This is a genomic window from Paucibacter sp. TC2R-5, assembly GCF_025717605.1.
Lineage (GTDB): Bacteria > Pseudomonadota > Gammaproteobacteria > Burkholderiales > Burkholderiaceae_C > Paucibacter_A > Paucibacter_A albus.
This window is the reverse complement of record NZ_JAJIRQ010000007.1, coordinates 43331-68677: the sequence shown is the minus strand read 5'-3', so window position 1 is coordinate 68677 and position 25347 is coordinate 43331. Positions and strand designations below refer to the sequence as shown.

Below are 25347 nucleotides of genomic sequence, written 5' to 3'. Positions count from 1 at the left end.
GTCCGGGCTCAGGCCGACAGCGGCAGGGTGACCATGAACTGGCTGCCCAGCCCCACGCCGGCGCTGCTGGCCCGCACCGTGCCGCCATGCGCTTCGACGATCTCGCGTACCGCCGTCAGGCCCAGCCCCAAGGCCTCGCCATACACGCCCACTGCATGGAATTCGCGCCCAAAGGGCTCGAAAATCCTCTGCAAGGCCTGTGGACTGATGCCGATGCCGGCGTCGGTGACGGTGATCACCGCTCGGGCATCCAAGCCTTGTAAGCTGAGTTGAATCAGGCCGCCCCGATGGGAGTAGCGGCTTGCGTTGCTGAGTAAATTGCTCAGCACCTGGGTCAGGCGCAAGGCGTCGCCCTGCACCCACAGCGTTGGCGCTGTTTTGATCGCCGGCTCAAACTGCAGCTGCTGTTCGCGGCGGGCCAGCAGCGGCTGGCATTCTTGAGCGCAATGGTCGAGCAGGGCCGCCAGATCCAGCGGCTCCAGCATCAGCAGCAGCCTGGCTTTGTCTGCGTCTGTGTCTGTTGACGATGTTGCCTGCTCCTGTTGCAGCAAATCGCTGACAAAGCCGCGTATCAAGGAGGCCTGCAGCGCCATCAAATTGCTCGCATGCGGCAGCAGTGGCGTGGCATCCGGCGGGCGACCCAGCGCCGCCATGGCGATGCGGATCGGCGACATCGGATCGTTCAACTCGGCCGCCACACCGACCATGAACTCGCTGTTGCGCTCCTGCGCGGCGGCCGCAGCGGCCTGCAGGTCTTGCGCGCTGAGGCTGGCCAGCACCAACTGCTCGTTCGCCTCCCGCAGCAACAAATGCCTTTGCTCCTGCTTGACCAACTCACGAGCCAGCTCGGCCGAATGACGCTGCAGCGCCCGCATAGCAGGTTCTGCCGGCCCTTGAGCACTGCCCTGCGGCGCCGCCGGAGACAACTCCAGGGGGTCGGCGTCATCGACAAAAAATGAAATCCCGCCCGGTCCTTGGCGCTTGGCCATATACATGGCGAGGTCGGCGCAGGCGATCAAGGCGTCGGCCGTGCCAGCGTCGCGTGGGTAGATGCTGATGCCAATGCTGGCACTCAGCTCGCCCCAGTTGTCGTTCGCGGTCCGCGCGAGCTGCAACATATCTTTGAGCTTTTCGGCCACGCCCAAGGCGTCATTGACCTGTGGCAAATCGTCCAGCAGGATCAGGAACTCATCGCCGCCATGGCGGCTGACCGTGTCCGACTCCCGCACCGCCGACAACAGGCAATGAGCCACCTGCTGCAAGACCTGATCGCCGACGGCATGGCCCTTGGAATCATTGATCTGCTTGAACTTGTCCAGGTCCACGAACAGCAGGGCCAGTTGCGTGCCCTGGCGCTTGGCGTGCGCAATGGCCCGCTTGAGGCGGTCAAAAGCCAAGCTACGGTTGGCCAACTGCGTCAAGGGGTCCAGCCCGCTGGCGCGCGCCACTTCTTCCAGCGCTTGCAGGGCCGACTCGCTGGCGACCTGCGCCCCCAGCGAAGCCAGTACTAATTGCTCGTTAGCCTCCAGCAGCTGCACGCTTTGATTTTGTTCGAGAAAGCTCTCCGCCCGCACCACGTCTTGTAGCAGCCGCACCAAGACGGCTCGCATCGCTTCGACGCGCTCGGTGATGTGAGTCAGCTCCTGCTCGGCTTTGGCAACAGGCGCTGTCATGGCGGGGTGAAGTGCGTCCACGGCGGGTTAGGCTGGCTTTAGCCTTAAGCGTTAAGCGTTAAGCGGGCTGTTTTTTGGCTGGGCCGGCCGCCGAGCAAGCCTTCTTGTTCGGCCAAGGTGTCGCCTATTTGCAGGCCTCCGTCATCGATATGAAACTCGCGCAACTCGTCGGAATGGGCGCTCGCGCGCACCTTGACGACGGCCAGCATGCGGCGCAGGCGGCTGTCGATCTCGATATAGCGCTGCACGATGATGGCGTCGGTCAGGAAGGCGGTGCCGTAGGGGCTGAAGCGCAGATCGGTGTAGCGATCCTCCAGCTCGGAGGTCATCAAGATCGTCACACCGGCCCCTGCCATGGCCAGCACCAAGCGGGCCAAGGACTCGCGGAAGTCCTCGCGGAAGGTCGGCGCCACCGCCAGCTCGAAGCCGGACAGCGAATCAATCACGACGCGCGTCGCCCCCAGCCGCGTAATCTCGCGCAGCAGCAGGCCTATCACCTCGTCGATCGAGAGGTCCGGTGCGCGGCTGTCGACCACGCCCACTTGGCCGCTGGCCACCAGGTCGACAATGATGCGGTTTTGCGATTGGCTGGGCCTTTGCTCGAAGGCCGCCAGCACACCGGTCTCGCCAAGGCGAGCGCCTTCGGCCAGAAAGGCCGCCGCCAGAATGCTTTTGCCCGAACCCGAGGGCCCCGCCACCAGCAGCGAATAGCCGCGCGGTAGACCGCCGCCCAACATTTCATCCAGCTTGGGCACGCCCAGCAGCACGCGGTGTGCGGTCGCAGGCGCGCTGCCCGGCTTGTGTTCGGGCTGGACCATGCTGGGCGCGCTGGCCGGGGCAAAAACATTGATGCCGCTGTTATTGATCCGGAAGGTGTGCAAGCCCGGCAGCGTGGCCTGCCCGCGCATTTTCAGGATTTCGATCTTGCGCACCATGGAATTGCGCTGCACGCTTTGGCGCAGCCAGATCAGGCCGTCGGCGACGGTGAAGACCGGGTTGGCATCGGTTTCGATGAAGTACTCGCCGATCAAAAAGGTCGTGGCCTGCCAACTCGTCATCAGCATGCCGAGCTGCTGCACGAACTGCTGCAGCCGGTGGGTGGGGCTGTGGGGGTGGTCGCTGGCTTCGCTGGCGACCATGACCGAGCGAAACGAATCGACAAACACCAGGCCCGGCTCGTAGGTAGCGACCGCCTCGCTGATGCGTGCCAGCACGCGCTCCAGGTCACCATTGGCCGCGTCATCGGACAGATTGATGAAGCGCACCGAATCGTTGATCAACTCGCTGTCAAAGAAGTCGAATTGCTGCTGGTAGCGCAGCATCTTCATTGGCGGCTCACCCAGCACGGTGAAGTAAATCGCCGGGCGCTGCGTGGTGGCGAGCGAGAACATGATCTGGTGCGCCAAGGTGGTTTTGCCGCAGCCGGGTTGGCCGGCGATCAGATTGAAGGAAAACTCGGGCAAGCCCCCGCCGAGCACTTGGTCCAGGCCCGGCACGCCCGTGGTCAACCGTTGGATGGCTACTTTGCTGCTCATTGCGTGTTGTCCTGCGCGGCCGAACCGCTCAAAAAAGTAAGCCAAGGGGTGCGAAGCAGGCGATCGGTGAGCGAGCGCCCGACCAATTTGCCCAGCAGCTCATAGAAAGTTTGCAATAAGAGGCAAGCGGCGGCCGCTGCTTCCGGGCGCGTTTGCCTTGCGGTCAAGGCACAAAAAGCTGCGGTATCGAAGTTCACCGGTACAGGCCCGCTGCTGTTGCTAGCGGGCGTCCCGGCGTCGCTCATCCAGGGGTGGCTTTTGGCGCCCAGCTGCAAGCTGCGGGCAAACAGCGCCGCCACACCGCGCTGGCCCACGATAGGCACCAGGGCCAGATTGATCTCCTGGCACACCCGGCCAAACAGCCGGGCGATCTGCGCCGCATCGGCGCCGGCGTCCAGATGCTCGGCCAGAAATGCCAAGGTGTGATCGCTCTCTGAACTTGTCATGGTTGGGCCGGGTCACTGAAGGAGTCAAAGGCAGGCATGCTTGTCTGTCCGCCTGCTTGCTGTTTTGAAATGAGTGCTGACCATAACGCACATTCAAAGCGGAATCTGTACGCCAGCGTACATAGCCGGAGTTTTTGTCGGACCCGTCCGACAAGAATTGGCGGCCTCGGCCTGCATCGGATCGCCGCCGCGCTGGCTAGGCTCTCGGCCTGATATTCAAAAAGGCCTCATATGAAAATTCCTAAAAATCCATCGCCGCAAGTGATGCAAGCCCTGGCTGCCGCCATCATCGCCCTGAGCCTCGCTGCTTGCAGCAAAGAAGATGAGGCCGGGCGCACCCCGGGCAAGCAGCTGGATGACGGCATCGCCAAGGTTGAGCGGCAGTCCGATGCCTTGCGGGCCAATATGGAGCGCGGGGCTGCCGACGCAGCCCTGGCCGCCAGCGCAGCGGTGCGCGACGTCAAGCAGGCTTCGCTCGACATCCGCGAGCAAGTCGGCACCGATCTCGGCGACGCCGGCATCGTCACCCTGGTCAAGGCCAGATTGGCCGCCGACAGCGTGATGAGCGCGGCCAGCATCAATGTCGATGCGAGTCAGGGCCGGGTGGTCTTGCGCGGCACGGTGGCGGACTTTGTCGCCGTGGGCCGAGCGCGCGAGATCGCACTGGGCGTCAAGGGTGTGATCAGCGTGGACAACCAGGTGACGGTCAAGCCCAAGGCCAGGCCCTGAAATCGCGCGGCGGCGGTCGCCAGGGCGTTCGCGCAGCTGTCGGGCCCGTCCTACAAGCCGACCCGCTTTTGGCCGATGGCGCAGGCGTCGGCAGCCACTGAAGATGGGCACAGCCAAGGCTCGCTGTCGCTGGGTCGGCTTTCGGGGTCTGTGATGACGGATGAATTGAACGCATGTGACCCATCGTCTGCGGGCGAGCGGCCAGCGGCTGGCTGGCGCAGCAGCGCCGACTTCCATGTCGAAGGGCTGGGCGCGATCGGCTTCGAGTCGGCCTGCCCTGCCTTGCTCGGGGCTCTCTGGCCCGCAGCGCTTGATCAGGGCGGCGCAGCACCGCAGGCCGCATGAGCGCCCACGCGTTACAGGCTGCACGTGGCCGCAGCCGCGCTAGCACCCGCGCCCGCACAGGCACCAGCATCGGCAACCAGGGGCCGAGCAAGCGGGCGCGCTGGTGCTGGGCGGGCGGGGCTGCTCTGCTTGGCCTGGCTTTGCTGCTGGCGCTGCAGTCGGTCTTGCAGGCTTCGGTCAATCAGGAACAAGTGCGCCGAGCGATCAAGGTCACGCAGTTGGGCCAAGCGCGCCAATGCACACAGCTGGTCGGCGGGCGCCGGCAAGAAGTTTGTTTGCTGGCGCTGAATGCCAGCGCGCGAGCCGATGCCGCAGCGCCGGCATCCCTTCCCAAGACCAGGAGTTCCCCATGAAAGAGACCCTCCACTGCAGCTTCTTGCTGGCTGCCGCGCTGCTGAGTGCGGCCGTGGCGGCGCAACCGTCCTCTGCGCAGCTGCGCTACCAGCAAGAGATGGCCGCATGCAAGAGCGCGCAGGCCTCGCAAAGCCGGGCCGATTGCCAGCGTGAGGCCGGCGCCGCGCTGGCCGAAGCCAAGCGCGGTGCAATGGACACTGACCCTGCCTCCTACGAGCGCAATGCGCATGAGCGCTGTATGGCCTTGCCCGCGCCGGAGCGCTATGAATGCATTGCCAGAATGCGCATGCCGGCCAGCGGCAGCGTCGCCGGCGGCGGCCTGCTGCGGGAGTTGGTCACGCCCGAAAACCCTCCAGAAAAAGCGCTCGAAAAGCCAATCAAGTAGTTCATCCAGCATGGATGCAGCCGCCAGCTTCTGCCAAGCGACACCGCAGCGGCTTGTCTTGGCCGGATGCTGGACGACGCTGGGTATGGGTGACTTGCCGGCGCGTCTGGCTGCCGCAGCCTTGACCCAGCCGGACGGCGGGCTGGAGATTGAGGCCGCCGGCGTGAAGGCGCTGGACAGTGCCGGCGCCTATGTCTTGCAAAAGCTCTTGCTGCGCCTTGGGACAGCGGGCCAGCCGGCCCCGCTGGTCGATCTGCCCGCGCCCATGACGGCCTTGTTGCGAGTGGTGGGCGAGCAGCTGGCCAAGACCGCGCCGGTGGCCGAGTCCCCAAGGGCGCGACCGGGTGTGCTGGAGCGGCTGGGTCGCAGCTCGGTGGCGAGCGGCTCGGCCGCTGGCGCTGAGCTCTTGGCCTTGCTGAGTTTCGTCGGCGAGAACGCGCTGGCCTTGGGCCGCTGTCTTGCAAAGCCCGCGCGCTTTCGCTGGCGCCCCATGCTTTTCAATCTGCGTCTGGCCGGGCTTGATGCCTTGGCCATCGTCGGCCTGATGTCCTTCTTGCTCGGCGTGGTGGTGGCCTACCAAGGCGCGGGCCAGCTGCGCCAGTACGGCGCCAATATCTTTGTCACCGATCTGGTCGGTCTGGCAATGCTGCGCGAGTTCGCGCCGCTGATTACCGCCATCATCATTGCTGGCCGCTCGGGCTCGGCCTATGCGGCGCAGATCGGCAGCATGGTCGTCAGCGAGGAGATCGACGCGATGCGCACCTTGGGGCTGCTGCCGCTGGAGTTGTTGGTGCTGCCCAAGCTGGTCGCCCTGGTGATTGCCTTGCCGCTGCTGACCTTGTTCGCCGATGTGCTGGGCGTGCTGGGCGGCATGCTGATGGCCAGCGTCAAGCTGGACGTGACGCCGACCGAATTCATCGAGCGTTTCCCCAAGGCCGTCAGCGTAACGTCCTACCTGATAGGCATAGGAAAAGCGCCGGTGTTTGCCGCCATCATCGTGCTGGTCGGCTGCTTCCAGGGTTTTCGCGCCAAGGGCGGCGCCGACAGCGTCGGTCGCCAAACCACCCGCAGCGTGGTGCAGTCCATCTTCTTGGTCATCAGTGCAGACGCCTTGTTCTCGGTCGCCTTCAGCGCGCTGGATCTATGAGCAACGCTGCCGCCTCGCAAACCGACACCGTGATTGAAATGGCCGGCGTCAGCACCAGCTTTGGTGATCACGTCGTCCACCGCGACATCAGCCTGGGCGTGCGGCGGGCCGAGATCTTCGCGCTGATTGGCGGCAGCGGTTCCGGCAAATCGACCCTGTTGCGCGAGATGATTCTCTTGCAGCAGCCCAATGCCGGCACGGTCAGCATTTGCGGTGTGGCGCTGCAAGGCATCAGCGACGCGGATGCTTTGGCCTTGCGCCGGCGCTGGGGTGTGATGTTTCAGCATGGCGGACTGTTTGGCAGCTTGACGGTGCTGGAGAACATCGGCCTGCCGCTGCGCGAACACACCGAGTTGAACGATGGTCTGATCAACGAACTGGCGGCCTGGAAGTTGCAGCTGGCAGGCTTGAAACCCGAGGTGGGCGCGCAGTATCCGACCGAGCTGAGCGGCGGCATGCTCAAGCGTGCATCGCTGGCGCGGGCGCTGGCGCTGGACCCGGAGCTGCTGTTTCTGGACGAGCCCACCGCCGGGCTGGACCCGGTCAGCGCCGCCGGCGTCGACGAGTTGGTGCTCAAGCTGCGCGAGCTGTTTGGTCTGACGATCGTGATGATCACCCATGATCTGGACCTGCTCTGGCAGGTGGCCGACCGGGTCGCGGTGCTGGCCGATGGCGGCGTGGCGGGTGTAGGTTCGATGAAGGAGTTGGCCGCCATGCAGCTGCCGGCGGTGCGGCAATTTTTTGACGGCCCACGCGGCCGCCAGGCGCAACAGCAGGCAAAGCAGCCGACAGAAGAACAAGAAGCCGGGAGCACGCCATCGAAACCAAAGTGAACTTTGCCTTGGTCGGCGGCTTTGTGCTTGTGCTCGGCGCGGCGCTGATCGCGGGCCTGCTGTGGCTGGCCTCGGGCGGCGCTTGGCAAACCAGGCAAGACATCTATCTTTCAATCATGGAAGAGTCGGTGGCGGGTCTGAACCTGAACGCGCCGGTCAAATACATGGGCGTGGATGTGGGCAAGGTGCAGGCGATCGGCCTCGACGCTGCGAACCCCAAGCGGGTGCGCCTGCTGTTTGCCATCGACCGGGGCACGCCGATCCGCGTTGACACCGTCGCCGTACTCAAGACCCAGGGTCTGACCGGGATTGCCTATGTGGAGCTGGACGGCGGCGCCGCAAGCTCTGCGCCGCTGCAGGCGGTGGCGCCCGAGCGTTATCCGCTGATTCGCAGCAAGCCCTCGCTCAGTGCTCGATTGGAGAATGTGTTGACCACGGTCTTGACCAAGCTCGACAGTACGTCGACCAGCCTCAATGCCTTGCTGAGCCCGCAGAATCAAAAGGCCTTCAGCAGCACATTGGCCGATATCGCTTTGTTGACCCATACCCTGGCCGAGCGGCGCAGCACGATTGATGCCGGCCTGAACAGCGCGGCGAAAACCTTTGACAACAGTGCTGAATTGACCGGACAGCTCAAGCGTCAAGCCGGGCCCTTGCTGGCCCGCATTGACAGCGCGGCGCTGGCTGTCGAGCGCATGGGGCTTGAGACCGCGCAAGCCAGCAGCAGCGCGGGCCGCACCGTGGTCGATGTGGGCGGCGACATCAAGCGCTTCAGCGCCGTGGCCTTGCCCGAGCTGCAGCAGCTGATGGGCGAGATGGCTGTGCTTGCCGCCTCGTTGCGGCGCTTGAGCGAGCAGGCCGAGCGCAACCCCGGCGCGCTGATTCTGGGCCAGGGCGCGGTGCCCGATGGCCCAGGCGAAGCGCTTGAACCCACGCGCAAGCCGAGAGAGGAAAGACCATGAAACCAAATCTGCTTGCGGGTGTTTTACGCCTTGTTTGCGCGGTCATCTTGCTGGGCTTGGGCGCTTGCGGCAGCTTGCTGCCCAAGCCTGCGCCACCGCCGACCTTGCATCTGCTGACCTGGGACAGCGCAGCGCGGGCCTTGCCAAGCCTGGCAAGCCTGCCAAGCCTGAAGATAGCGCCGGTGCAAGCCAGCTTGCGCATCAACCCGCCGCAGGCCGCCGCCGGCTTCGACAGCCGCCGCATCATCTACCTGCGTGAACCCTACCGCCTTGACTACTTTGCCAAGCATGAATGGGCGGACACGCCGGCGCGGATGTTGGCGCCGCTCTTGCTGGCTGCCTTTGAGGCGGGCGGCGGCTTTCGAGCCGTCTTTGCAGCGCCCAGCGCGGCGGCTGCGGATTTCAGCCTGGACACCGAACTGATCCGCTTGCAGCAGGACTTCTCCCATATACCCAGCCAGCTGCGGCTGACGCTGCGGGCCAGCTTGCTCGACAACGCGACGCGCCGGGTCTTGGCCAGCCGCGAGTTCGATGTACGCGAGGCGGCGCCCAGCGAGGACGCCGCCGGTGGCGTGATTGCGGCGAATCAAGCGCTGCAAAAACTGCTGGCCGACCTGGTGCGAGCACCTGGTTTTACGCCCTGACTTGGGCTTGCCCCGCGCTGATGCTCGGCTGCCAAGAAGTCAGCGCTTTATGTCAGCGTTTTATGTCTGCGTTTGGGTGCGCTAACGCACAGAACCGGCAGCACGAAGTTTCTATTCTTCAGACCTAAGCTCATTGTTTGGTCCCCTTGCTATCCAAGAGCCGGTGCCATGAGCTTAGGAAAGAAAACGCCGGGCATCCCGTCCGGTGTTGTCCAGTATCTTGGAGTATCAGCATGACTTCCTCTTCCTCTTCCTCTTCTTCATCTTCCTTCTTCAAGCCGCTATTGCAGCGCAGCGGCATGGCATTGGCATTGGCGGCGGTTTGCGCCAGCGCCTCGGCCGATGCCTTGCCGCAATTCACTTTCAACCCGGCGGCGGCTGGTTTGGCTGGTGCCGCATTCACGGGCGACAACATCCTAATCTCCAACTACTCGTCCGTCCTTTCTGGCCCTGGCGGCAGCTTCACGGAAAGCGGCTATCTGTCCTTCAGTGCCCTGCAGTTGGGCGGCTCTACATTCACGCCGGCCGGCCTGAACAGCAGCTACGGCATGTACATTGCCTTCAGCGGCAGCGGTGTCACTTCCGGTGGCAATCCGGCGCAGGGCATCACGTTCGGCGCCTTGACCTCGCTCAACTACACGATGTACGGCTATAACGGTCCGGCCAGCTTCGGCTTCAGCGGCAGCACGCCCACCGAGACCGCCAGCGGCGAAGTGGTGCTGGCAAGCGGCAGCCTGATCTCGGGTGGCGTGGTGTCGATTCCGAGCGGCGACGGTGTGCATTTCACGCCCTCGGCTGCGGCCAGTTTGACCTTTGAAGTGGCACCTGGCCAGGGCGGCTTCTTCCAGCTGCCGGCGCCTTTTTTCAGCCAGGCCATCACGGCCTTCACCAACACGAGCTCGCAGGTCTCGCCGATGGCAGGCGGCTTCTTGATCAGCCAAGGTGGCGGATCGATCAACTTCACCGCCGCCGTGCCGGAGCCTGAGACCTATTTGCTGATGCTGGCCGGCTTGGCCGCGCTCACATTTGTGGCCCGTCGCCGCAGCAGCAAGAGCTGAACACAGCCTTGACTTGACAAAGGGCGGGCGCGCATGTTTTGGCGCCCGCCCTTTTTCTCGTCTGCTTTTCTTGCCGCTTTGTTTTGAAGTTATGGCGTAGGCTTATTGCCCCTATGCGGAGCCAAACTGAAGCCCGATTCAGCTTAGATGTTTGGCGTAGAGCGCATTGTCCAGGCCGTAGCAGCTGCAGGCTGCAGCCTCAAGGCCGGCCCGGTGCAGCACCGAGACATGGCCCCGGTGGTAGGCGATCAAGCCCTGGCTTTGCAGCTTGCCGGCCGCCTGTGTGACACCGACGCGGCGCACGCCCAGCATATCGGCCAGAAATTCATGGGTGACGTAGAAGTCATTGGCATGCGCCCGGTCATGGCTCATCAGCAGGCAGCGCGCCAGGCGCGGCAAGATCAGGTGAAAGCGCAAACAGCTGGCGCAGCGCGCGGTCTGCGCCATCAACACATAGACGAAGCGTTGCAGCAGGCTGTGCAGGCTTGGGCTGAGCGCCAGCTCGGCCTGGAAACTGTCCGCCGCAAGCCGCCACGCCAGGCCCGTGCCTTGCACCAGGGCGCGTACGGGTGCATGGTCGACGCCCAGCACCAGATGCGCCCCTACCATGCCTTCGCGCCCGACCATGCCGACTTCCAGGCCGGGATGCCCATCGGTCAAGGCCAGCAGGGACACAAAGGCATCAACCGGAAAGTAGACATGGCTGCAGGGCTGATCGGGCTCGCTGAGGCGTTCGGACAAGCGCAGCTGCACCGGCTCGCAAAGTGCAAGCAGGCGCTCCTTTGAGGGCATCGGCAGCAGCTCAAGCAGGTGGTTGTCGGCCTGGGTCAAGATGACGCTCCCGGGGTATGGATGACCCCGTGCTTGTGGTTCGGATTCGTTCCCTGAGACCTTCTCAGGGCCGTTCAAGCGCGGTTGGCTGCGCGGTCGTGCTCATGTCATGTTCACGCGGCCATTTGCATTGGCGCTGTTCTGCGCGGCTTGGCGGTTGGGGCGGGGCAGCCCATTCTTTGTTCCAGTCGCTCGCGGTCCAGCACCGCAATGCGGCCTCGGCTATAGCTGATCAGGCCGGCCTGGCTGAGCTTGAGCGCGGCGGCGGTCACGCCCTCGCGGCGCACGCCGAGCAGATTGGCCAGCAGTTCTTGCGTCATCATCATGGCCTCGCTGGGCAAGCGGTCCAAGCCCATCAGCAGGCGTCGGCACAGGAGTTGGTCGATGGAGTGGTAGCGGTTGCAGGCGGCGGTCTGGGCCACCTGCGCCATCAAGGTCTGGGTGTAGCTCAGCAGCATGGCCTGGAGGGCGCCGGCGTTGGTGACGGCCTGCTTGACCAGATGGGCCGGCAGGCGCAGCCCCATGCCCGCGCTTTGCACCACCGAGCGGCTGGGCGTGGCGTTGCCGCCCATGAAGAGCGAAACGCCGACCATGCCGTCGCGGCCCACCACGGCGATCTCGGTCGACTCGCCGTCCTGCGTCAGGTAGAGCAGCGAGACAATGGCCGTGGTCGGGAAATAGGCATAGGCCGCCGTGCTGCCTGACTCGCACAGCACCTGGCCCAGGCTCAGCGCCACCGGTTCCAGCGCTGCAGCCCAAGGTGCCAGATCCTCGTAAGGTAAATTGGCCAGCAATTGATTCTGGCGCGGCTCGCAGCTCGGGAAGAGCTTTGGTTTCATGACGGGCTCCGATGCGTTTTGGAGCTTCCATCTTTGCCTTGCACCGCCTCGCTGAACATCAGCCGGGGGCTGATGCTGCTGTCAACTCTGTCCTACAGATGCAGCCAAACTGGGGAGCTTGGTTCGCTGGCTCGAAGCAGCGCGAATCAAACTGCCAGGATGCTGGGCAGCAAGCGCTTGTATTCCTCTTTCACCACGGCATAGCATTCACAGCTGCGCCGCTCCAGCCCGGGGCGGTCCAGCACCGTGATATGGCCGCGCGCATAGCGGATCAAGCCGGCTTGGCTCAGCTTCAAGGCACTCTCGGTCACGCCCTCGCGGCGCACGCCCAGCATATTGGCGATCAGCTCCTGGGTCATGACCAGCTCTTGGCCGCGCAGGCGGTCCAGGCTCAGCAAGAGCCAGCGGCAGAGTTGCTGGTCGAGCGAATGGTGGCGGTTGCAAACCGCGGTTTGGGACATCTGCGTGATCAGCGCCTGCGTGTAGCGCAGCAGCAAGTGCATCACCGGGCCGGAACGCTTGAACTCGTCCTTGATGGCCTGCGCCTTCATCCGCAGGCCTTGGCCCGCGCTTTGCACCACCGCACGGCTGGGCGTCGAATCGCCGCCCATGAAGAGTGAGATGCCCAGCAGGCCCTCAAAGCCGACCACAGCGATCTCGGCCGAAGCGCCGTTTTGCATCACGTAGAGCAAAGACACGATCGCGCTGGTGGGGAAGTAGACATGGCTGAGCGTGCTGCCTGGCTCGTACAGCACCAAGCCCAGCGGCATGTCCACGCTCTCCAGATGAGGCAGCAGGCGCTGCCACTCCGGCTCGGGCAGGGCGTCGAGCAGGTGATTCTTGCGAAGGTTTGAGGGGGCACCCATCAGAAACTCCAGGCGGCGAATATTGGCGAATACGGCCAATAACGGCGAAAGCTTGCGGTGAGGGGCCTGGTCAGGTTGAACCGGCAGTGTAGACGGCTACCGTGGCTGAAACGGCCCTGCTGATGAAGTTAGGGGGGCTGACCGGTGAGCGCGTTGCTCTGGCGCAATGCAGGCGAGAAATGCCGCCGCTTGTGTGCGCTGGCGCACAGACCGAGCGTGTCGCCGCCGAGCTAAATGCCGGGCAGCAAGCGCGGCCCTGAGGGCCAGCGTTGCGCATTCACTGACAGCGGAAGCCCCAAGCCATGGAGTTCAAGGACTATTACCGCACGCTAGGGCTTGAGCGCAGCGCCACGGCCGATCAGATCAAGCGCGCCTATCGCAAGCTGGCGCGCAAGTACCACCCCGACGTCAGCAAAGAGCCCGACGCGGAGGCCCGCTTCAAAGAGGTCGCGGAGGCGCATGAGGCGCTTTGTGATGTGGAGCGGCGCGCCGCCTATGACGCGATCGACAAAGACGCGCAAGGCGGCAAGGCGTTCAAGCCGGCGCCGGGTTGGAGCGATGGTTTTGCCTTCGAAGGCGGCGAATTCGCGGGTGGGCCGAACGGCGCGAACGGTCCGGACGGCAGCCACAGCAGCTTCTTCGAGGCCTTGTTTGGCCGCCAAGCCGGGCGTGGCAAGGGCCGAGGCGCGCCGCATGACTTCTCGCAACGCGCCGGTGCAGACCAGCATGCCAAGGTCAGCATTGCTTTGCTGGATGCCTATCGGGGCGCCGAGCGCACCATCACCTTGCATGTGCCCATGCTTGACGCGGGCGGCGCCGCGCGCATGCAAAACAAGCGCATCCAGATCCGCATCCCCAAAGGCATACAGGCCGGTCAGCATCTGCGGCTGGCGGGGCAGGGTCATGCTGGCGCCAGCGATGCGCCCCCAGGGGATCTCTATCTTGAGATTGCGTTTTTGCCGGATGCGCGCTTTCGGGTCGAGGGCGGCGATGTGTTCATGGACCTGCCGCTGGCACCCTGGGAGGCGGCCTTGGGTGCGACGGTGGCCTTGCAAACCCCTGACGGCGAGCTGGCCCTGACGGTGCCGCCGGCGTCCGAAAGCGGGCGCAAGCTCCGGCTCAAAGGGCGCGGCTTGCCGGCCTTCAATGCCGGTGCGGCCGGCGATCTCTACGCGGTGTTGCAAGTGCAGCTGCCGCCGGCCGACACGCAGGCGGCCGAAGACGCCTACCGCAGCATGGCGGCGCAGTTCAGCGCTTTCAACCCACGCGTTTCGGTGCAGGCTTGAGGAGCAGCATGATGGCAATGACTATGGCCCCACAACTCGAGCAAGCGATGCTGGTCGAGCGCGAGCTGAGATTCACGCTGAGCGGGCTCAGCCAAGCATGCCAGGTGGAGAGTTTGTGCCTGGTCGAGTTGGTGCGCGAGGGCGTGTTCGGGCGCATGGACGAGGACATGTCGCAATGGATGTTCGAGGGCGCCGCGTTGCGCCGTGCTCGCTTGGCGCTGCGCCTGCAGCGCGAACTCGATCTGGGCCCGCACGGCACGGCCCTGGTCTTGGATCTTCTGGATGAAATTCAGCAATTGAAGCGGCAGCTCGCAGCGTTGCCTAACGCACAGACCCGGCAGACTTGAGATCGTAAGTTTGAAGCTCCTTTTTGCGGAGACTTCTATGCAGAACTATCAAGTGGCCCTCATCGTCGGCAGCCTACGCCGCGAGTCCCTCAATCGGCAGTTGGCCGGCGCCGTGATGCGCTTGGCGCCAGATTGGATCAGCTTCAAAGCAATCGAGATCGGAGACTTGCCGCTCTACAACCAGGACGACGACGCCAATCCCGCAGCTGCCGTTCAGCGTCTGCGGGCCGATGTGCAGGGCTCGCAAGCCCTGCTTTTTGTGACGCCCGAATACAACCGCTCCATCCCCGGCGTACTCAAGAACGCCATCGATCATGGCTCGCGCCCGTCCGGCCAAAGCGTTTGGGCGGGCAAGCCGGCCGGGCTCTTGGGCGTGTCGCCGGGGGCGGTAGGCACTGCGGCGGCGCAGCAGCATTTGCGCAATGTGCTGTCTTGCCTGGATGTGCCGCTGATGCCCGCGCCCGAGGCGTTCTTGCAGGCTCAGCCCGGCCTCTTTGATGCAGACGGAGGCTTCGGGGCCAGCGCCAAGGATTTGATGCAGCGCTGGGTCGAGCATTACCTCGCTTGGCTCAAGCGGCACGCAGATTGAATCTCGCGGCCTTGCTGTAGGCCCTGTCCGACAAGGGCGCGCGGGCTCTGCTGATGGTGGCCGCGCCCCCCCGCCAGCATGATGGCTGCAGTCCTTGATCACCTATGGAGAAGCCATGAAAAACATCAACACAACAGCAGCAATGCAAGCAATACCGGCCCAGCGCCCCGCCATGAAGGCCGGGCCCAAGCTGGCTTCGGCCGCTGTGCTCGCTTGGGTCGCCGTGTTGGCGGCTTGCTCCAGCACGCCGCCCACCGCACAAATGGCCGTCAGCAAGGCTGCCGTGGAACGCGCCGACACCTCGGCCGCAGTCGACGCGCCCGTCGAAGTTGCCGCCGCGCGCGCCAAGCTCAATCTGGCCAATGCGGCCTTTGCCAAGCAGGACTTTGAACTGGCCCGCCGCTTGGCCGAACAGGCCGAAGCCGACGCGGCCCTGGCCGAGAGCCAAGCCCGCTCGGTGCGCTCGGCGCGCGCGCTGGCCGAGGTGCGCGAAGGCATCCGTCAGCTGCGCGACGAGATGTCGCGCAAGTAAGTGAACAAAAGACTCGTTTGCCGCCGCCAAACCCACAGGAAACCAGCCCCATGAAATCATTCGCCTACTCTCCCAAGAAGACTTCCAGCCTGCTGTTGACCAGCCTCTTGCTGGGTGCTTGCGCCAGCACGCCGCCGGCGCCACCGGCCGCCTTGACCCAAGCGCGGCAAGCCGTGCAAAGCGCCGAGGGCGACCCGATGGTGCGCACGCATGCACCGTTGGAGTTGAAGACCGCGTCCGACTCGCTCGGCCGCGCCAACGCCATGTTGGCCAAGGGCGATGACGGCCCCGAGCTGGCCAGCGCGGCCTATGTGGCCAATCAACAAGCGCGTCGCGCCGTTGCAGTGGCCTTGGCCAAAAGCAATGACGCAGCCGTGGCCGGCAGCGTGGCCGAGCGCGAACGCGCCCGCGCCGATCAACGCACCCAGGAGTTGGCCAGTTCGCGCAAGCAAACCGGCGTCGCGCAGCGTCAAGCCGCTGCGGCCGAACAGGTCACGGAAATAGCCGTCGCGACAGCCGCAGGAGCGCAGGCAGACGCGGCCAAAGCGCAAGCCGAGTTGTCGGCATTGCAGGCGCAAAAGACCGAACGCGGCATGCTGGTGACGCTGGGCGACGTCTTGTTCGAGCTCAACCGCGCCGAAGTCAAGCCGGCGGCCCAGCAGGCTATGCGCAAGCTGGCCGACTATCTGCAGCAGAACCCCAAGCGCCAGGTCTTGATCGAAGGCCATACCGACAACAGTGGCGGCAGCGCCTTGAACGATGCCTTGTCGCTGCGCCGCGCCGATGCGGTCAAGGCCGCGCTGCTGAGCGCCGGCAACGGCCTGCCGACGGTAGCCATCTCAACCGTGGGTCACGGCGAGCGCTTTCCGGTGGCCGACAACAGCAATGCCAGCAACCGGGCCTTGAACCGTCGAGTCGAGATCTATATCTCGGAGAACGACCAGCCCGTGCGTCCGCGTCGTTAAGCGAATGGGGCAAACCATGTCTTACAAACACGCTGCCGGCACCTGGAGTACCTCGTCATTTGGCGACAGCGCCGACACCTCGCCCGGCGAACTCCAGGCCATGGGCGAGCACCTGGGCCTGTGCCGGGCCAATAGTGGCGCCGTCTTCAGGCTGCGCTGTGCGGCCGAGAGCTTGCACGGTTTTGTCGCTCCCCGCTTCATCACCAGCCTGATTCTGGCCCTCTTGCTTTTGATGGTCGGCAGCGTCTTGCTGGGCTGAGCGATGGGCAGCTCTGAGCGCCCCCAAGGTCGCAGCATTGCTGCGCCCGCCGCCCCGAGAGGGGGCCGGGAGACCTTTGGGGCTGCCGCGTTTCCCCGCGAGTTGCAGCGCCTGCTGCCCGAAGCCTCGCCCCTGCTATGCGACATCCTGGGCAGCCAGCATGGCGCCCTGCAAGCACCGATCCGGGCCGAGATCTTCGGCCAGCAGCGCTTTGCCCAGCATGGTCGCAGCCTCGGTGCGACCCACAGCGCCGAGCGCGCCAGCGCATTTGCGGCGAGTTTTTTTCCGCGCCTGCGCAGCAATGTTCAAGCGCTGCGCCAGGCCCATCGCTATATCGGCGAGCGTGCCAAAAGTGGCTATGACATCAGCCCCGCAGCCGAATGGCTGCTGGATAACTTTCACCTGGTTGAGGCGCAACTCAAAGAAGTCCACGAAGGGCTGCCGCGCAGCTATTTCCGCGCCTTGCCGGTGTTGGTGGATGAGCCGCTCGCTGGCCTGCCGCGCATCTATGGCGTGGCCTGGGCTTTTGTCGCCCATACCGACGGCGCTTTCGACGAGGACTTGCTGCTGCAGTTCCTGTCCGCCTACCAAGAAACGCGTGAGCTGAGCCTGCGCGAGATCTGGGCGCTGCCGACCACCTTGCGGGTCGTGCTGGTGGAAAACCTGCGCCGCTTGGCCGAGCGGGTGGCGACCAACAAGGCTGCACGCGAAGTCGCTAACCTTTGTTTTGATCGGCTCGACAGTTTCACCACCGGTGCGCTGGAGGACTTACTGGCGCTGCTGAATCGGCGCGGCGTCGGGCGGATTTTCCTCGCCCAGATGGCGCAGCGCCTGCAGGATCAGCGCATGACCGGGGAGCGCCTGAGCGACTCCTGGCGGGCGCGCTGGTTGAGCGAGGCCTTGCCTGACTTGGCCGCCGCACAGCTGCAGCAAACCGCCGATCAGACCGCCGACAACCTGAGTGTCAGCAATGCCCTGACCAGCTTACGCGCCATCGGTGATGCCGACTGGCCCGACATCGTCGCGCGCAGCAGCAGCTTGATGCATGTGATGATGGGCTCGCCGGTATTCGCGGCCGAGCATATGGTCAGCCGCGACCAAAGCCTGCACGCGATCGAGCGCCTGGCGCGGCGCAGCGGTCGCAGCGAGGTGGCCGTGGCGCAGGCCTTGTTGGGCCTGATGGACGTGTCGCATGGGGCGATCGACGCCAAGGACAAGGTCGCTGGTCAAGCGCACGCCAGCAAAACAGACGCCAGCCATTGGCTCAGCGGCGCCGGCAGGCCCGCCCTTTGGGCCGCCCTGGGTCTGCCGGGGCGGCAGATCGGCCTGCTGCAGCGCTACACGCGGCGCCTGGCCCTGCCTTTTTATCTCTGTGCACTGCTGTGCGGCAGCATTGGGCTGGTGGCCTGGGGCTTGCCGGCGCAGGCTACTTGGCCCTTGGTGGCCTTGCTGATGTTGTTTCCGGCTTCAGAAGCGGTGGTGGCGGTGATCAATCGGCTGGTCAGCGAGTCGGCCCGCCCCAGCCTTTTGCCGCGCCTGGCCTTGGCGCAGGGCATACCGCCGGAGCATCGGGTGATGGTGGTGATGCCGGCGATGTTGAGCAGCGCGGCGGCCGTGGCCGAGTTGGTGCATCGCCTGCACCTGCACTATCTTGCCAATCCAGAGCCTCAGGCCCAGTTCGCCTTGTTGAGCGATTGGCTCGATGCGCCCACGCCCGAGCTGGCAGGCGATGCGGCTTTGCTGGCGCTGGCCCAGTCACAGCTGAGCAAACTCAATCTGCGCCATCCGCAGCTGAGCGAGCAGCGCGCGCCGCGCTTCATCTTGCTGCACCGCCGCCGGGCTTTCAGCCCCACCGAGCAGGCCTGGATAGGCTGGGAGCGCAAGCGCGGCAAGCTGGAGCAACTGATCACGTTGCTGGCCGAGCCCGGCGGTGAGTCCAGCTTCGTCGACCTCGGCGAGCTGTCCACGCCCATGCAGAACACGCGCTACATCGTCACCCTGGACAGCGACACCCAGCTGCCGCCGGGGCGCTTGCGCGAACTGGTCGGCGTGGCCGCCCATCCGCATAACCAACCCAGGCTTGATCCGAGCGGGCGCTTTGTCGCCCAGGGTTATGGCATCTTGCAGCCGCGCGTGGTCACGCCGCTGCCGGCGCCCAAGGACTTCACGCTCTATCACTGGTTCTTCGCTGGCCAATGCGGCATCGACCCCTACAGCGCCGCCAGCTCCGAGGTCTACCAGGACTTGTTCCAGGAGGGCAGCTTCAGTGGCAAGGGCCTGCTGCATGTGCAGGCGCTGCATGCCGTGCTGCATGCGCGCCTGCCCGAGGGCCAGGTCTTGAGTCACGACCTGCTGGAGGGCGCGCTGGCTCGCTGCGCAGCGGTCAGCGACATCACCGTGGTCGAGGACGCCCCTTTCCATGCCGACGTGGCCGCGTCGCGCGTGCACCGCTGGACCCGTGGCGATTGGCAGTTACTGCCTATTCTGTTGAACCCCTGGCGTTACCCCTTCCGGGCCGTCAGCCGCTGGAAGATGTTTGACAATTTGCGCCGCTCCCTGGTGGCGCCGGCGTCCATGGCTTTGCTGGTTTTTTCGCTGGCGGGCTCCGGTGTGCCGATCTGGGTGGCCTTGGGCCTGGTGTGGGCCGCGCTGGCGGCGGGGCCCTTGCTGGGTGCCTTGGCTGGCTTTGCGCCGAGCCGAGATGATCTCGCCCTGCGCCATTTTTACGGGCGCGCCGGCAGCGATTTGCTGCGCGCCTTGCTCAGTGGGGCCTGGCTGCTGGGGCAGTTGATGCAGCAGGCGCTGATGGCGCTGGACGCTGTCGCACGCGCGCTGTTCCGTATGTTCATCAGCCGCCGCCGGCTGCTGCAATGGACTACCGCCGCGGCCGCGCAAGCCGCCGCCAAGACGGCGCTGCCTGCGGTTTTGCGCCAACATTGGCGCGCTCCCTTGCTGGCCCTGCTCTTGTTTGTGGGCCTGCTCTACACGGGCACCGAGCATCCCCTGTTGGCGGCCTTGCTCTGCGGCGCCTGGCTGACGGCGCCGCTGCTGAGTTGGTGGGTGAGCCGCCCGAATCTGGCCTGTGAGCAGCCCGTGCTGCTGGCCGCCGAGCAGATCTATCTGCATGGCGTGGCGCGAGATACCTGGCGCTTTTTTGAGCGCTGCATAGGCCCCGGCGACCGCTATTTGCCGCCCGACAATTTTCAGACCGACCCGCAAGACATGCTGGCGCATCGCACCTCGCCGACCAATATCGGCCTGTACCTGTTGGCTGTCCCTTGCGCACGCGAGTTCGGCTGGATAGGCACGCAGGAGCTCTTGAGTCGGCTCGAAGCGACGCTGGCCAGCCTTGCCGCGCTGGAGCGCCACCGAGGTCACTTCTTGAATTGGTATGACACCGAACGCGGTGCTGCGTTGTTGCCGCGTTATGTGTCCACCGTGGACAGCGGCAATCTGTGTGGCCATTTGCTGGCCGCGGCACAGGCCTGCCGCAAGCTGGCGCAAGCGCCCTTTGACACCGAGGCGGGCGCGCGTGCGCAGCGCATCGCACAAGAACGGCTCGCCCCTTTATTGACCAGCCGCTGCGGCGCAGGTGCACCTGTGCGCGAGCAATTGCGCTGGTGCCTGGCCGATCTGCGAGCCACGCGGCGCTCGGCTGCGCTGGACTTGGTGGCCGCCGAGCAGCCGGCGGCTATCGGCCGCTTGCTGGCGCTGGCCGGCGCCTTCGAGCGCTTGGCGATGGAGGCGGATTTCAAGTTCCTCTACCACCCCAAGCGCCATCTTTTCCATATTGGCTACCGCGTCGCCGAGCAGCAGCTGGACTCGGGCTTTTACGATTTGCTCGCCTCGGAGTCGCGCTTGACCAGCCTGTTTGCCGTGGCCAAGGGCGATGTGCCGGTGCGCCACTGGTGCGCACTCGGGCGGCCGTTTTTTGCGGTCGAGAAGGTGGCGGGCCTGCGTTCCTGGTCGGGTTCGATGTTCGAGTATTTGATGCCCAGCCTGGTGCTGGACGAGCCGCATGGCAGCGTCTTGCGTGAAGCCTGCCTGGCCGCGCTGCAAGAACAGGTGCGCTTTGCCGCGCAGAACCAGACGCCTTGGGGAATTTCAGAATCAGCGATTGCCGGGCGCGATTACACGCTGGCCTATCAGTACGCGCCCCAAGGTGTGCCCAGGCTGGCGCTGCGCCGCACGCCGAGCGATGAGCTGGTGATTGCACCTTACGCCACCGCGCTGGCCGCGCAGATCGCGCCGCAGGCGGCCTGCCGAAATTTTGCCGTGCTGGAGGGGCTGAGCCCCGCTGTGCGAGGGCGTTATGGATTTATCGAGGCGCTTGACTATTCACCCGCCCGCCAGGCCGGCAAGGCCCGCTTCACCCCGGTCAGCACCTTTATGGCTCACCACCAGGGCATGAGTGTGGTTGCGCTGGCCAATGTCTTGCTGGGCGGCGTGGCGCAGCGCTGGGGCATGGCGCCGGCGCAGATTGAGGCGGTCGCCTCGCTGCTGCATGAGCGTGCGCCGCGCGAGGTGCCGGTCTTGTTCGAGCCTCCGCAAGGTTGGGTGCAGCCCACGCGGGAGTTGCGCGCGCCCAGCTTGCTGCGCGAAGTGTTGCCGGGCGAGACCGCCGTGGCCCCGACCCATCTGCTGTCGAACGGGCGCTACAGCGTCTCGCTGCGCGCCAATGGTGCGGGCTGGAGCCGTTGGGGGCGGGTCGGCATCAGCCGCTGGCGCGACGATGCCTTGCGTGACGCGCTGGGCAGCTTCTTCTATCTGCGTGGTTTGACGCCCTCTGCCGGGCCCGGCTTGGTGTCGCTCACCCAGCATCCGGCGCCCGATCCGGCCGCTCAGTACCGCAGTACTTTTCATGCCGATACCGTCTGCTTCGAGGCGACATGGCCGCAGCTGCAGGCCAAGCTGACCGTCTGGGTCAGCCCTGAAGACGATATCGAGTTTCGCCAGGTCGAGCTGCGCAATCTGAGCGAGCGAACGCTGAACTTCGAGCTGATCTCGGCCTTCGAGCCGACCCTGGCCGAGCCGCGCGCTGACGAGGCGCATCCGGCCTTCTCCAAGCTCTTCTTGCGCGCCGAATGGCAGGCCGAGGATCAGGCGCTGCTGTTTGAGCGCAAGCCACGCCTGGACACCGAGCAGGGTGTGTTGGCGGCGCATTTTCTGGCCGACGGCGGGCCGCATCTGCTCGGCCTGCGCTGCCAGACCGACCGCCACCAATGGCTGGGCCGCAATCGGCAAGCTGGCCGGCCCTTGGCTGATTTTGAGACCCCCCTTGACGCCGATGACAGCGCTGAGCCGGGCATGCCGGCCGAACAGGACACCGGTCTGGACCCGGTCTGCGCCCTGGCCGCGCGTATACACATCGCGCCGCAGGCCAAGGTGGTGCTGACCTTTGCCACTGCCGCTTGCGACAGCCGCGCCAAGCTGGACGCCATCATCGACAAATACCGCCAACCCAGCCATGTGCAGCGGGCCACGCTGATGTCGGCCACCTTGACTTGCATCCGTTTGCGCACGCTGGGCCTGAGTGCCGAGAACTTGGCCGCGCTGCAGTCGGTCACGACCGCGCTGCTGCTGAGCTTGGCGCGGCCGCAAGCCGCCACGCCGGACGATGGGGACCCCGCACTGTTGGAGGCCACGGCGGTCTGTGATCGACGCGTGTTGTGGCGCTTCGGTATCTCGGGCGACAAGCCCTTGATCCTGGTGTCGGCAGGGGTGCTGCAGGGCCTGGGGCTGCTGCGCACCTTGGCCAAGGCGCTGCGCCTGTGGTCTTGGGGCGGGGTGGCCTGTGATCTGGTGATCATCAACGGCGAGCCGGCCTCTTATCTGATGACCTTGCAGCGCGAACTGCTGGCCCTGCGCGAGCGCCACTTGGCCGAAAACCAGGCCGGCGCCGCAAGCGGGCAAGACCTGAGCGGCCTGCACGTGCTGCGCGCGGAGGAGCTCTCGCCCTCCGAGCTGAGCAGCCTGCGCACGCTGGCCTGCCTGCGCCTGCATGCTGACGGGCGGCCGCTGCCGCACCATATTGCGGACTGGCTGGGCCAGCATGAGCAGGCCTTGGATGCACGCCTGGAGGCTTCAAGCACGGTCGTAGGCCCCGAGCTCGGGCCCCATGTGCAGACCTCTGCGCAGCAATTCCAAGGCAAATTTGGCGGCGCCGCCACACCCGAGCTGGGCGAGTTCAGCTTCGAGGTCGACGCACAGCGCAAGCCGCAGCGACCTTGGATCAATGTGCTGGCCAACCGCGACTTTGGCGCGCAGCTGTCCGAGTCGGGTGGCGGCTACAGCTGGGCCTTGAACAGCCGCATGAATCAACTCACCCCATGGGCCAATGATGCCGTGGCCGACCCGCCGGGTGAATGGTTCTTGCTGCAGGATATGGCGACGCTGGCGGTCTGGAGCGTGGCGCCTGGCGCTTGGGGCGAGGCCGAGCTTGGCTACGAGGTGCGGCACGGTCAGGGCTATAGCGTGATCAAACACCGAAGGGGCGACCTGGGCGTTACGGCGACCTGGTGTGTCGATGCGGCGACCTCGGTCAAGCAAATCGAGCTGTCCTTCGTCAACCATGGCAGCCGCAGCTTGACCTTGCGGGTGCTGGGCATGGTGGAGTGGCAGATGGGTGCCGGCCGCGCCGAGCGCAGCACGCTGCAAACCCTGGCCAAACCGACCCGCGCCAGCGACCGGCGCTTGAACACCTTGCTGGCGACGCAACGCGAGCAGGGGCAGGGCTTTGGCGAGGGCACGGCCTTCTTTGCACTGGCGGCGCCCACCGAGCCTGCCGGCAAACATGGGCCTGCGGCCGAGAGCGTGGACTGGACCTGCGATCGGCGCGAGTTCTTCGATGCGCGCGGCCGCCTGGTGATGCCCGACTTTTTGGGCAAGCGCGATGGTGCTGGCCTGGACCCCTGCGCCGCACTGGCGACCGAGTTGCAACTGGCGCCGGGTGCCAGCGCGCAGCGCGTGTTCCTGCTCGGCTATGGCGCCAGCCCCGCCGCGGCCTTGGCGCTGGCCGAGCAGGCCGCCGGCGTGCCCGCCGCGCAGCGCCTCGGCGCCACGCAGGCGAGCTGGGATGCGCTGCTGGGAACCACCGAGCTGGCAACACCTGACCCCTTGTTCGATGCCTTGGTCAACCGCTGGCTGCTTTACCAGACCGTGGCCTGCCGGCTGTGGGCCAAGGCGGGCTTCTACCAGGCCGGGGGCGCCACCGGCTTTCGCGATCAGCTGCAAGATGCGATGGCATTGGCCTGGGCCGCTCCGCAGTTGCTGCGCCAGCAAATCGTCTTGTGTGCGTCGCGCCAGTTTGTCGAGGGCGATGTGCAGCATTGGTGGCACAGCCCCTTGGGCGCAGGGGTGCGTACGCATTTCTCCGATGATTTGCTGTGGCTGCCCTTGGCCTGCGCGCATTACCTGCGTTGCACCGGCGACGCCGGGCTCTTGGACGAAGGCGTGCACTTCCTTGATGGTGCGCAGATCCCTGCCGGCGCCGAGGATGCGTACTACACGCCGACGCAGAGCGCAGAGGCTGCCTCGGTCTACGAGCACGCGGCGCGCACGCTGGACCGCAGCCTGCGCGTCGGCGTCCATGGCCTGCCCTTGATGGGCAGCGGCGACTGGAACGACGGCATGAACCGCGTGGGCGCTGAGGGGCGCGGTGAATCGGTCTGGCTGGGCTGGTTCTTGTGCCGCGTGGTGACTGACTTTGCGCCGCTGGCGCGGGCGCGCGGCGAGAGCTTTCGTGCTGCTACCTGGGAGTCGGCCGCTGCTGGCTGGCGCTCGGCGCTGATCGGGCCGGCTTGGGACGGGCAATGGTTCAAGCGCGCCTTCTTCGATAACGGCGAGCCGCTGGGCAGCAGCCAGAACGCCGAAGCCCGCATCGACTTGATCGCGCAGGCTTGGAGTGTGCTGTCGGGCGCGGCGCCGCCGGCCTTGCAGCGCATGGCCATGGCGGCCGCGCAAAGCCATTTGATCGACGCAGACGCAGGCCTCTTGCGCTTGCTCGACCCACCACTGGCCAAGGCTGTGCCGAGTGCCGGCTATATCCAGGCTTATCCGCCGGGTGTGCGCGAGAACGGCGGCCAGTACTCGCATGCCGGCGTCTGGGCCTTGATGGCCAGGGCGCAGCTGGGGCAGGGTGCTGCCGAGCGCGCAGATGGGCCTGAGGGTGAAGCTGCAGGGGACGCCGTCTACCGCTACTTCAGCTACCTGAGCCCGGCGCACCGGGCCGCTCACCCGCAGCGTGGCCCGGTCTACGGCGCCGAGCCCTATGTGCTGGCCGGAGATGTTTACAGCCAGCCGCCCTATGTGGGGCGCGGGGGCTGGAGCTGGTACACCGGGGCGGCGGCCTGGCTGCACCGCGCCGCCATCGAGTCGATCTGTGGCCTGCGCTTGGAGGCGAGCCAACTGTCCTTCCAGCCCTGCCTGCCCGGTCACTGGCCGCGCGTGGAGTTGACGCTCAGGCGGGACGGGCGGGTGATGCATTTTGTGCTGCTGCGCTGCAACTTCGCTCAAGCCCTGGCCAAGGCCTCTTCCCTTGGGGCTCAGGTCTTGCTGCCGGGTGAAAGCCTGGCCTGGTCCGACCTGCCGGCCAACGCGGTGCCGAGCAACTTTGTCGTGCCTCTTGTGCCGGCAGCAGCCCACAGCCCCGCGCGGCCTTCTCCTACAGCGGCGGGCGTTGCGCTCTGATGGTGAGTCCGAGCCCGTTTTTTTAAAGTGGGCT

22 protein-coding genes are annotated in these 25347 nt (G+C 65.5%); 16 read left to right on the top strand and 6 right to left on the bottom strand.

Annotation, left to right across the window (positions count from 1 at the left end):
• Positions 1-8: 8 nt before the first annotated feature.
• From LNV08_RS16540 to LNV08_RS16530, 3 genes are read right to left on the bottom strand one after another with little or no spacing between them, the layout of a single operon-like run.
• Complete coding sequence (locus tag LNV08_RS16540; protein WP_263534835.1) at positions 9-1673, bottom strand: diguanylate cyclase domain-containing protein; 1665 nt, start codon at positions 1671-1673, stop codon at positions 9-11.
• A 44-nt stretch (positions 1674-1717) separates the two neighbouring features.
• Positions 1718-3208, bottom strand: a complete 1491-nt coding sequence (locus LNV08_RS16535; RefSeq protein ID WP_263534834.1) for an ATPase domain-containing protein — start codon at positions 3206-3208, stop codon at positions 1718-1720.
• Positions 3205-3654, bottom strand: a complete 450-nt coding sequence (locus LNV08_RS16530) for a hypothetical protein (RefSeq protein ID WP_263534833.1) — start codon at positions 3652-3654, stop codon at positions 3205-3207. The genes LNV08_RS16535 and LNV08_RS16530 overlap by 4 nt, the downstream gene beginning before the upstream one ends.
• A gap of 231 nt (positions 3655-3885) precedes the next feature.
• On the opposite strand from LNV08_RS16530, the gene LNV08_RS16525 reads away from it, so the two are divergent.
• The 9 genes from LNV08_RS16525 to pepA all read left to right on the top strand — a co-directional run bounded on the left by LNV08_RS16525 (position 3886) and on the right by pepA (position 10111).
• Positions 3886-4383, top strand: a complete 498-nt coding sequence (locus tag LNV08_RS16525) for a BON domain-containing protein (RefSeq protein ID WP_263534832.1) — start codon at positions 3886-3888, stop codon at positions 4381-4383.
• Between the two features lie 153 nt (positions 4384-4536).
• On the top strand, positions 4537-4728 hold the full coding sequence (locus LNV08_RS16520) for a hypothetical protein (protein ID WP_263534831.1): 192 nt from the start codon (positions 4537-4539) through the stop codon (positions 4726-4728).
• The gene (locus LNV08_RS16515; RefSeq protein WP_263534830.1) at positions 4725-5081 is read left to right on the top strand and encodes a hypothetical protein; all 357 of its coding nucleotides are present in this window, start codon (positions 4725-4727) and stop codon (positions 5079-5081) included. Before LNV08_RS16520 ends, LNV08_RS16515 begins: the two co-directional genes overlap by 4 nt.
• Positions 5078-5467 carry a hypothetical protein gene (locus LNV08_RS16510; RefSeq protein ID WP_263534829.1) on the top strand — a complete coding sequence of 130 codons (390 nt, stop codon included), beginning with the start codon at positions 5078-5080 and terminating at the stop codon, positions 5465-5467. Before LNV08_RS16515 ends, LNV08_RS16510 begins: the two co-directional genes overlap by 4 nt.
• A gap of 10 nt (positions 5468-5477) precedes the next feature.
• Positions 5478-6614 carry an MlaE family ABC transporter permease gene (locus tag LNV08_RS16505; RefSeq protein WP_263534828.1) on the top strand — a complete coding sequence of 379 codons (1137 nt, stop codon included), beginning with the start codon at positions 5478-5480 and terminating at the stop codon, positions 6612-6614.
• Entirely contained in the window at positions 6611-7447 is an 837-nt protein-coding gene (locus tag LNV08_RS16500; RefSeq protein ID WP_263534827.1) for an ABC transporter ATP-binding protein, read from the top strand. Before LNV08_RS16505 ends, LNV08_RS16500 begins: the two co-directional genes overlap by 4 nt.
• A complete protein-coding gene (locus LNV08_RS16495) occupies positions 7444-8409 on the top strand; it encodes an MlaD family protein (RefSeq protein WP_263534826.1) in 966 nt (321 codons plus the stop codon). Before LNV08_RS16500 ends, LNV08_RS16495 begins: the two co-directional genes overlap by 4 nt.
• Positions 8406-9053, top strand: coding sequence for an ABC-type transport auxiliary lipoprotein family protein (locus LNV08_RS16490; RefSeq protein WP_263534825.1), 648 nt, complete (start codon positions 8406-8408; stop codon positions 9051-9053). Before LNV08_RS16495 ends, LNV08_RS16490 begins: the two co-directional genes overlap by 4 nt.
• 233 nt (positions 9054-9286) lie before the next feature.
• Positions 9287-10111: a flocculation-associated PEP-CTERM protein PepA gene (gene pepA, locus LNV08_RS16485; RefSeq protein WP_263534824.1), complete on the top strand. Its 825-nt coding sequence runs from the start codon at positions 9287-9289 to the stop codon at positions 10109-10111.
• 138 nt (positions 10112-10249) lie between these two features.
• On the opposite strand, the gene LNV08_RS16480 is transcribed toward pepA, so the two are convergent.
• From LNV08_RS16480 to LNV08_RS16470, 3 genes are all read right to left on the bottom strand, one after another.
• Entirely contained in the window at positions 10250-10942 is a 693-nt protein-coding gene (locus LNV08_RS16480; protein ID WP_263534823.1) for a Crp/Fnr family transcriptional regulator, read from the bottom strand.
• 113 nt (positions 10943-11055) lie between these two features.
• A complete protein-coding gene (locus LNV08_RS16475; protein WP_263534822.1) occupies positions 11056-11781 on the bottom strand; it encodes a Crp/Fnr family transcriptional regulator in 726 nt (241 codons plus the stop codon).
• Between the two features lie 146 nt (positions 11782-11927).
• Complete coding sequence (locus LNV08_RS16470; protein ID WP_263534821.1) at positions 11928-12647, bottom strand: Crp/Fnr family transcriptional regulator; 720 nt, start codon at positions 12645-12647, stop codon at positions 11928-11930.
• A gap of 302 nt (positions 12648-12949) precedes the next feature.
• On the opposite strand from LNV08_RS16470, the gene LNV08_RS16465 reads away from it, so the two are divergent.
• The 7 genes from LNV08_RS16465 to LNV08_RS16435 all read left to right on the top strand — a co-directional run bounded on the left by LNV08_RS16465 (position 12950) and on the right by LNV08_RS16435 (position 25313).
• Positions 12950-13933 carry a DnaJ C-terminal domain-containing protein gene (locus LNV08_RS16465; protein WP_263534820.1) on the top strand — a complete coding sequence of 328 codons (984 nt, stop codon included), beginning with the start codon at positions 12950-12952 and terminating at the stop codon, positions 13931-13933.
• Positions 13934-13941: 8 nt separating this feature from the next.
• Complete coding sequence (locus LNV08_RS16460) at positions 13942-14280, top strand: chaperone modulator CbpM (RefSeq protein ID WP_263534819.1); 339 nt, start codon at positions 13942-13944, stop codon at positions 14278-14280.
• A gap of 37 nt (positions 14281-14317) precedes the next feature.
• Positions 14318-14869 (top strand): NADPH-dependent FMN reductase, encoded by a 552-nt coding sequence (locus LNV08_RS16455; protein ID WP_263534818.1) that lies wholly within the window; start codon positions 14318-14320, stop codon positions 14867-14869.
• A gap of 115 nt (positions 14870-14984) precedes the next feature.
• On the top strand, positions 14985-15401 hold the full coding sequence (locus tag LNV08_RS16450) for a DUF4398 domain-containing protein (protein ID WP_263534817.1): 417 nt from the start codon (positions 14985-14987) through the stop codon (positions 15399-15401).
• Between the two features lie 50 nt (positions 15402-15451).
• Entirely contained in the window at positions 15452-16366 is a 915-nt protein-coding gene (locus tag LNV08_RS16445; protein ID WP_263534816.1) for an OmpA family protein, read from the top strand.
• Between the two features lie 16 nt (positions 16367-16382).
• Complete coding sequence (locus LNV08_RS16440; protein ID WP_263534815.1) at positions 16383-16625, top strand: hypothetical protein; 243 nt, start codon at positions 16383-16385, stop codon at positions 16623-16625.
• A 3-nt stretch (positions 16626-16628) separates the two neighbouring features.
• A complete protein-coding gene (locus LNV08_RS16435; protein ID WP_263534814.1) occupies positions 16629-25313 on the top strand; it encodes a GH36-type glycosyl hydrolase domain-containing protein in 8685 nt (2894 codons plus the stop codon).
• The last annotated feature ends 34 nt before the right edge of the window (positions 25314-25347 follow it).

Coding starts and splice junctions, on each gene's coding strand:
- LNV08_RS16505 (WP_263534828.1), top strand. CDS start 5,478: ATGGATGCAGCCGCCAGCTTCTGCCAAGCGACACCGCAGCGGCTTGTC.
- LNV08_RS16445 (WP_263534816.1), top strand. CDS start 15,452: ATGAAATCATTCGCCTACTCTCCCAAGAAGACTTCCAGCCTGCTGTTG.
- LNV08_RS16510 (WP_263534829.1), top strand. CDS start 5,078: ATGAAAGAGACCCTCCACTGCAGCTTCTTGCTGGCTGCCGCGCTGCTG.
- LNV08_RS16530 (WP_263534833.1), bottom strand. CDS start 3,654: ATGACAAGTTCAGAGAGCGATCACACCTTGGCATTTCTGGCCGAGCAT.
- LNV08_RS16440 (WP_263534815.1), top strand. CDS start 16,383: ATGTCTTACAAACACGCTGCCGGCACCTGGAGTACCTCGTCATTTGGC.
- LNV08_RS16435 (WP_263534814.1), top strand. CDS start 16,629: ATGGGCAGCTCTGAGCGCCCCCAAGGTCGCAGCATTGCTGCGCCCGCC.
- LNV08_RS16535 (WP_263534834.1), bottom strand. CDS start 3,208: ATGAGCAGCAAAGTAGCCATCCAACGGTTGACCACGGGCGTGCCGGGC.
- pepA (WP_263534824.1), top strand. CDS start 9,287: ATGACTTCCTCTTCCTCTTCCTCTTCTTCATCTTCCTTCTTCAAGCCG.
- LNV08_RS16490 (WP_263534825.1), top strand. CDS start 8,406: ATGAAACCAAATCTGCTTGCGGGTGTTTTACGCCTTGTTTGCGCGGTC.
- LNV08_RS16500 (WP_263534827.1), top strand. CDS start 6,611: ATGAGCAACGCTGCCGCCTCGCAAACCGACACCGTGATTGAAATGGCC.
- LNV08_RS16455 (WP_263534818.1), top strand. CDS start 14,318: ATGCAGAACTATCAAGTGGCCCTCATCGTCGGCAGCCTACGCCGCGAG.
- LNV08_RS16470 (WP_263534821.1), bottom strand. CDS start 12,647: ATGGGTGCCCCCTCAAACCTTCGCAAGAATCACCTGCTCGACGCCCTG.
- LNV08_RS16540 (WP_263534835.1), bottom strand. CDS start 1,673: ATGACAGCGCCTGTTGCCAAAGCCGAGCAGGAGCTGACTCACATCACC.
- LNV08_RS16475 (WP_263534822.1), bottom strand. CDS start 11,781: ATGAAACCAAAGCTCTTCCCGAGCTGCGAGCCGCGCCAGAATCAATTG.
- LNV08_RS16465 (WP_263534820.1), top strand. CDS start 12,950: ATGGAGTTCAAGGACTATTACCGCACGCTAGGGCTTGAGCGCAGCGCC.
- LNV08_RS16450 (WP_263534817.1), top strand. CDS start 14,985: ATGAAAAACATCAACACAACAGCAGCAATGCAAGCAATACCGGCCCAG.
- LNV08_RS16525 (WP_263534832.1), top strand. CDS start 3,886: ATGAAAATTCCTAAAAATCCATCGCCGCAAGTGATGCAAGCCCTGGCT.
- LNV08_RS16520 (WP_263534831.1), top strand. CDS start 4,537: ATGACGGATGAATTGAACGCATGTGACCCATCGTCTGCGGGCGAGCGG.
- LNV08_RS16515 (WP_263534830.1), top strand. CDS start 4,725: ATGAGCGCCCACGCGTTACAGGCTGCACGTGGCCGCAGCCGCGCTAGC.
- LNV08_RS16460 (WP_263534819.1), top strand. CDS start 13,942: ATGATGGCAATGACTATGGCCCCACAACTCGAGCAAGCGATGCTGGTC.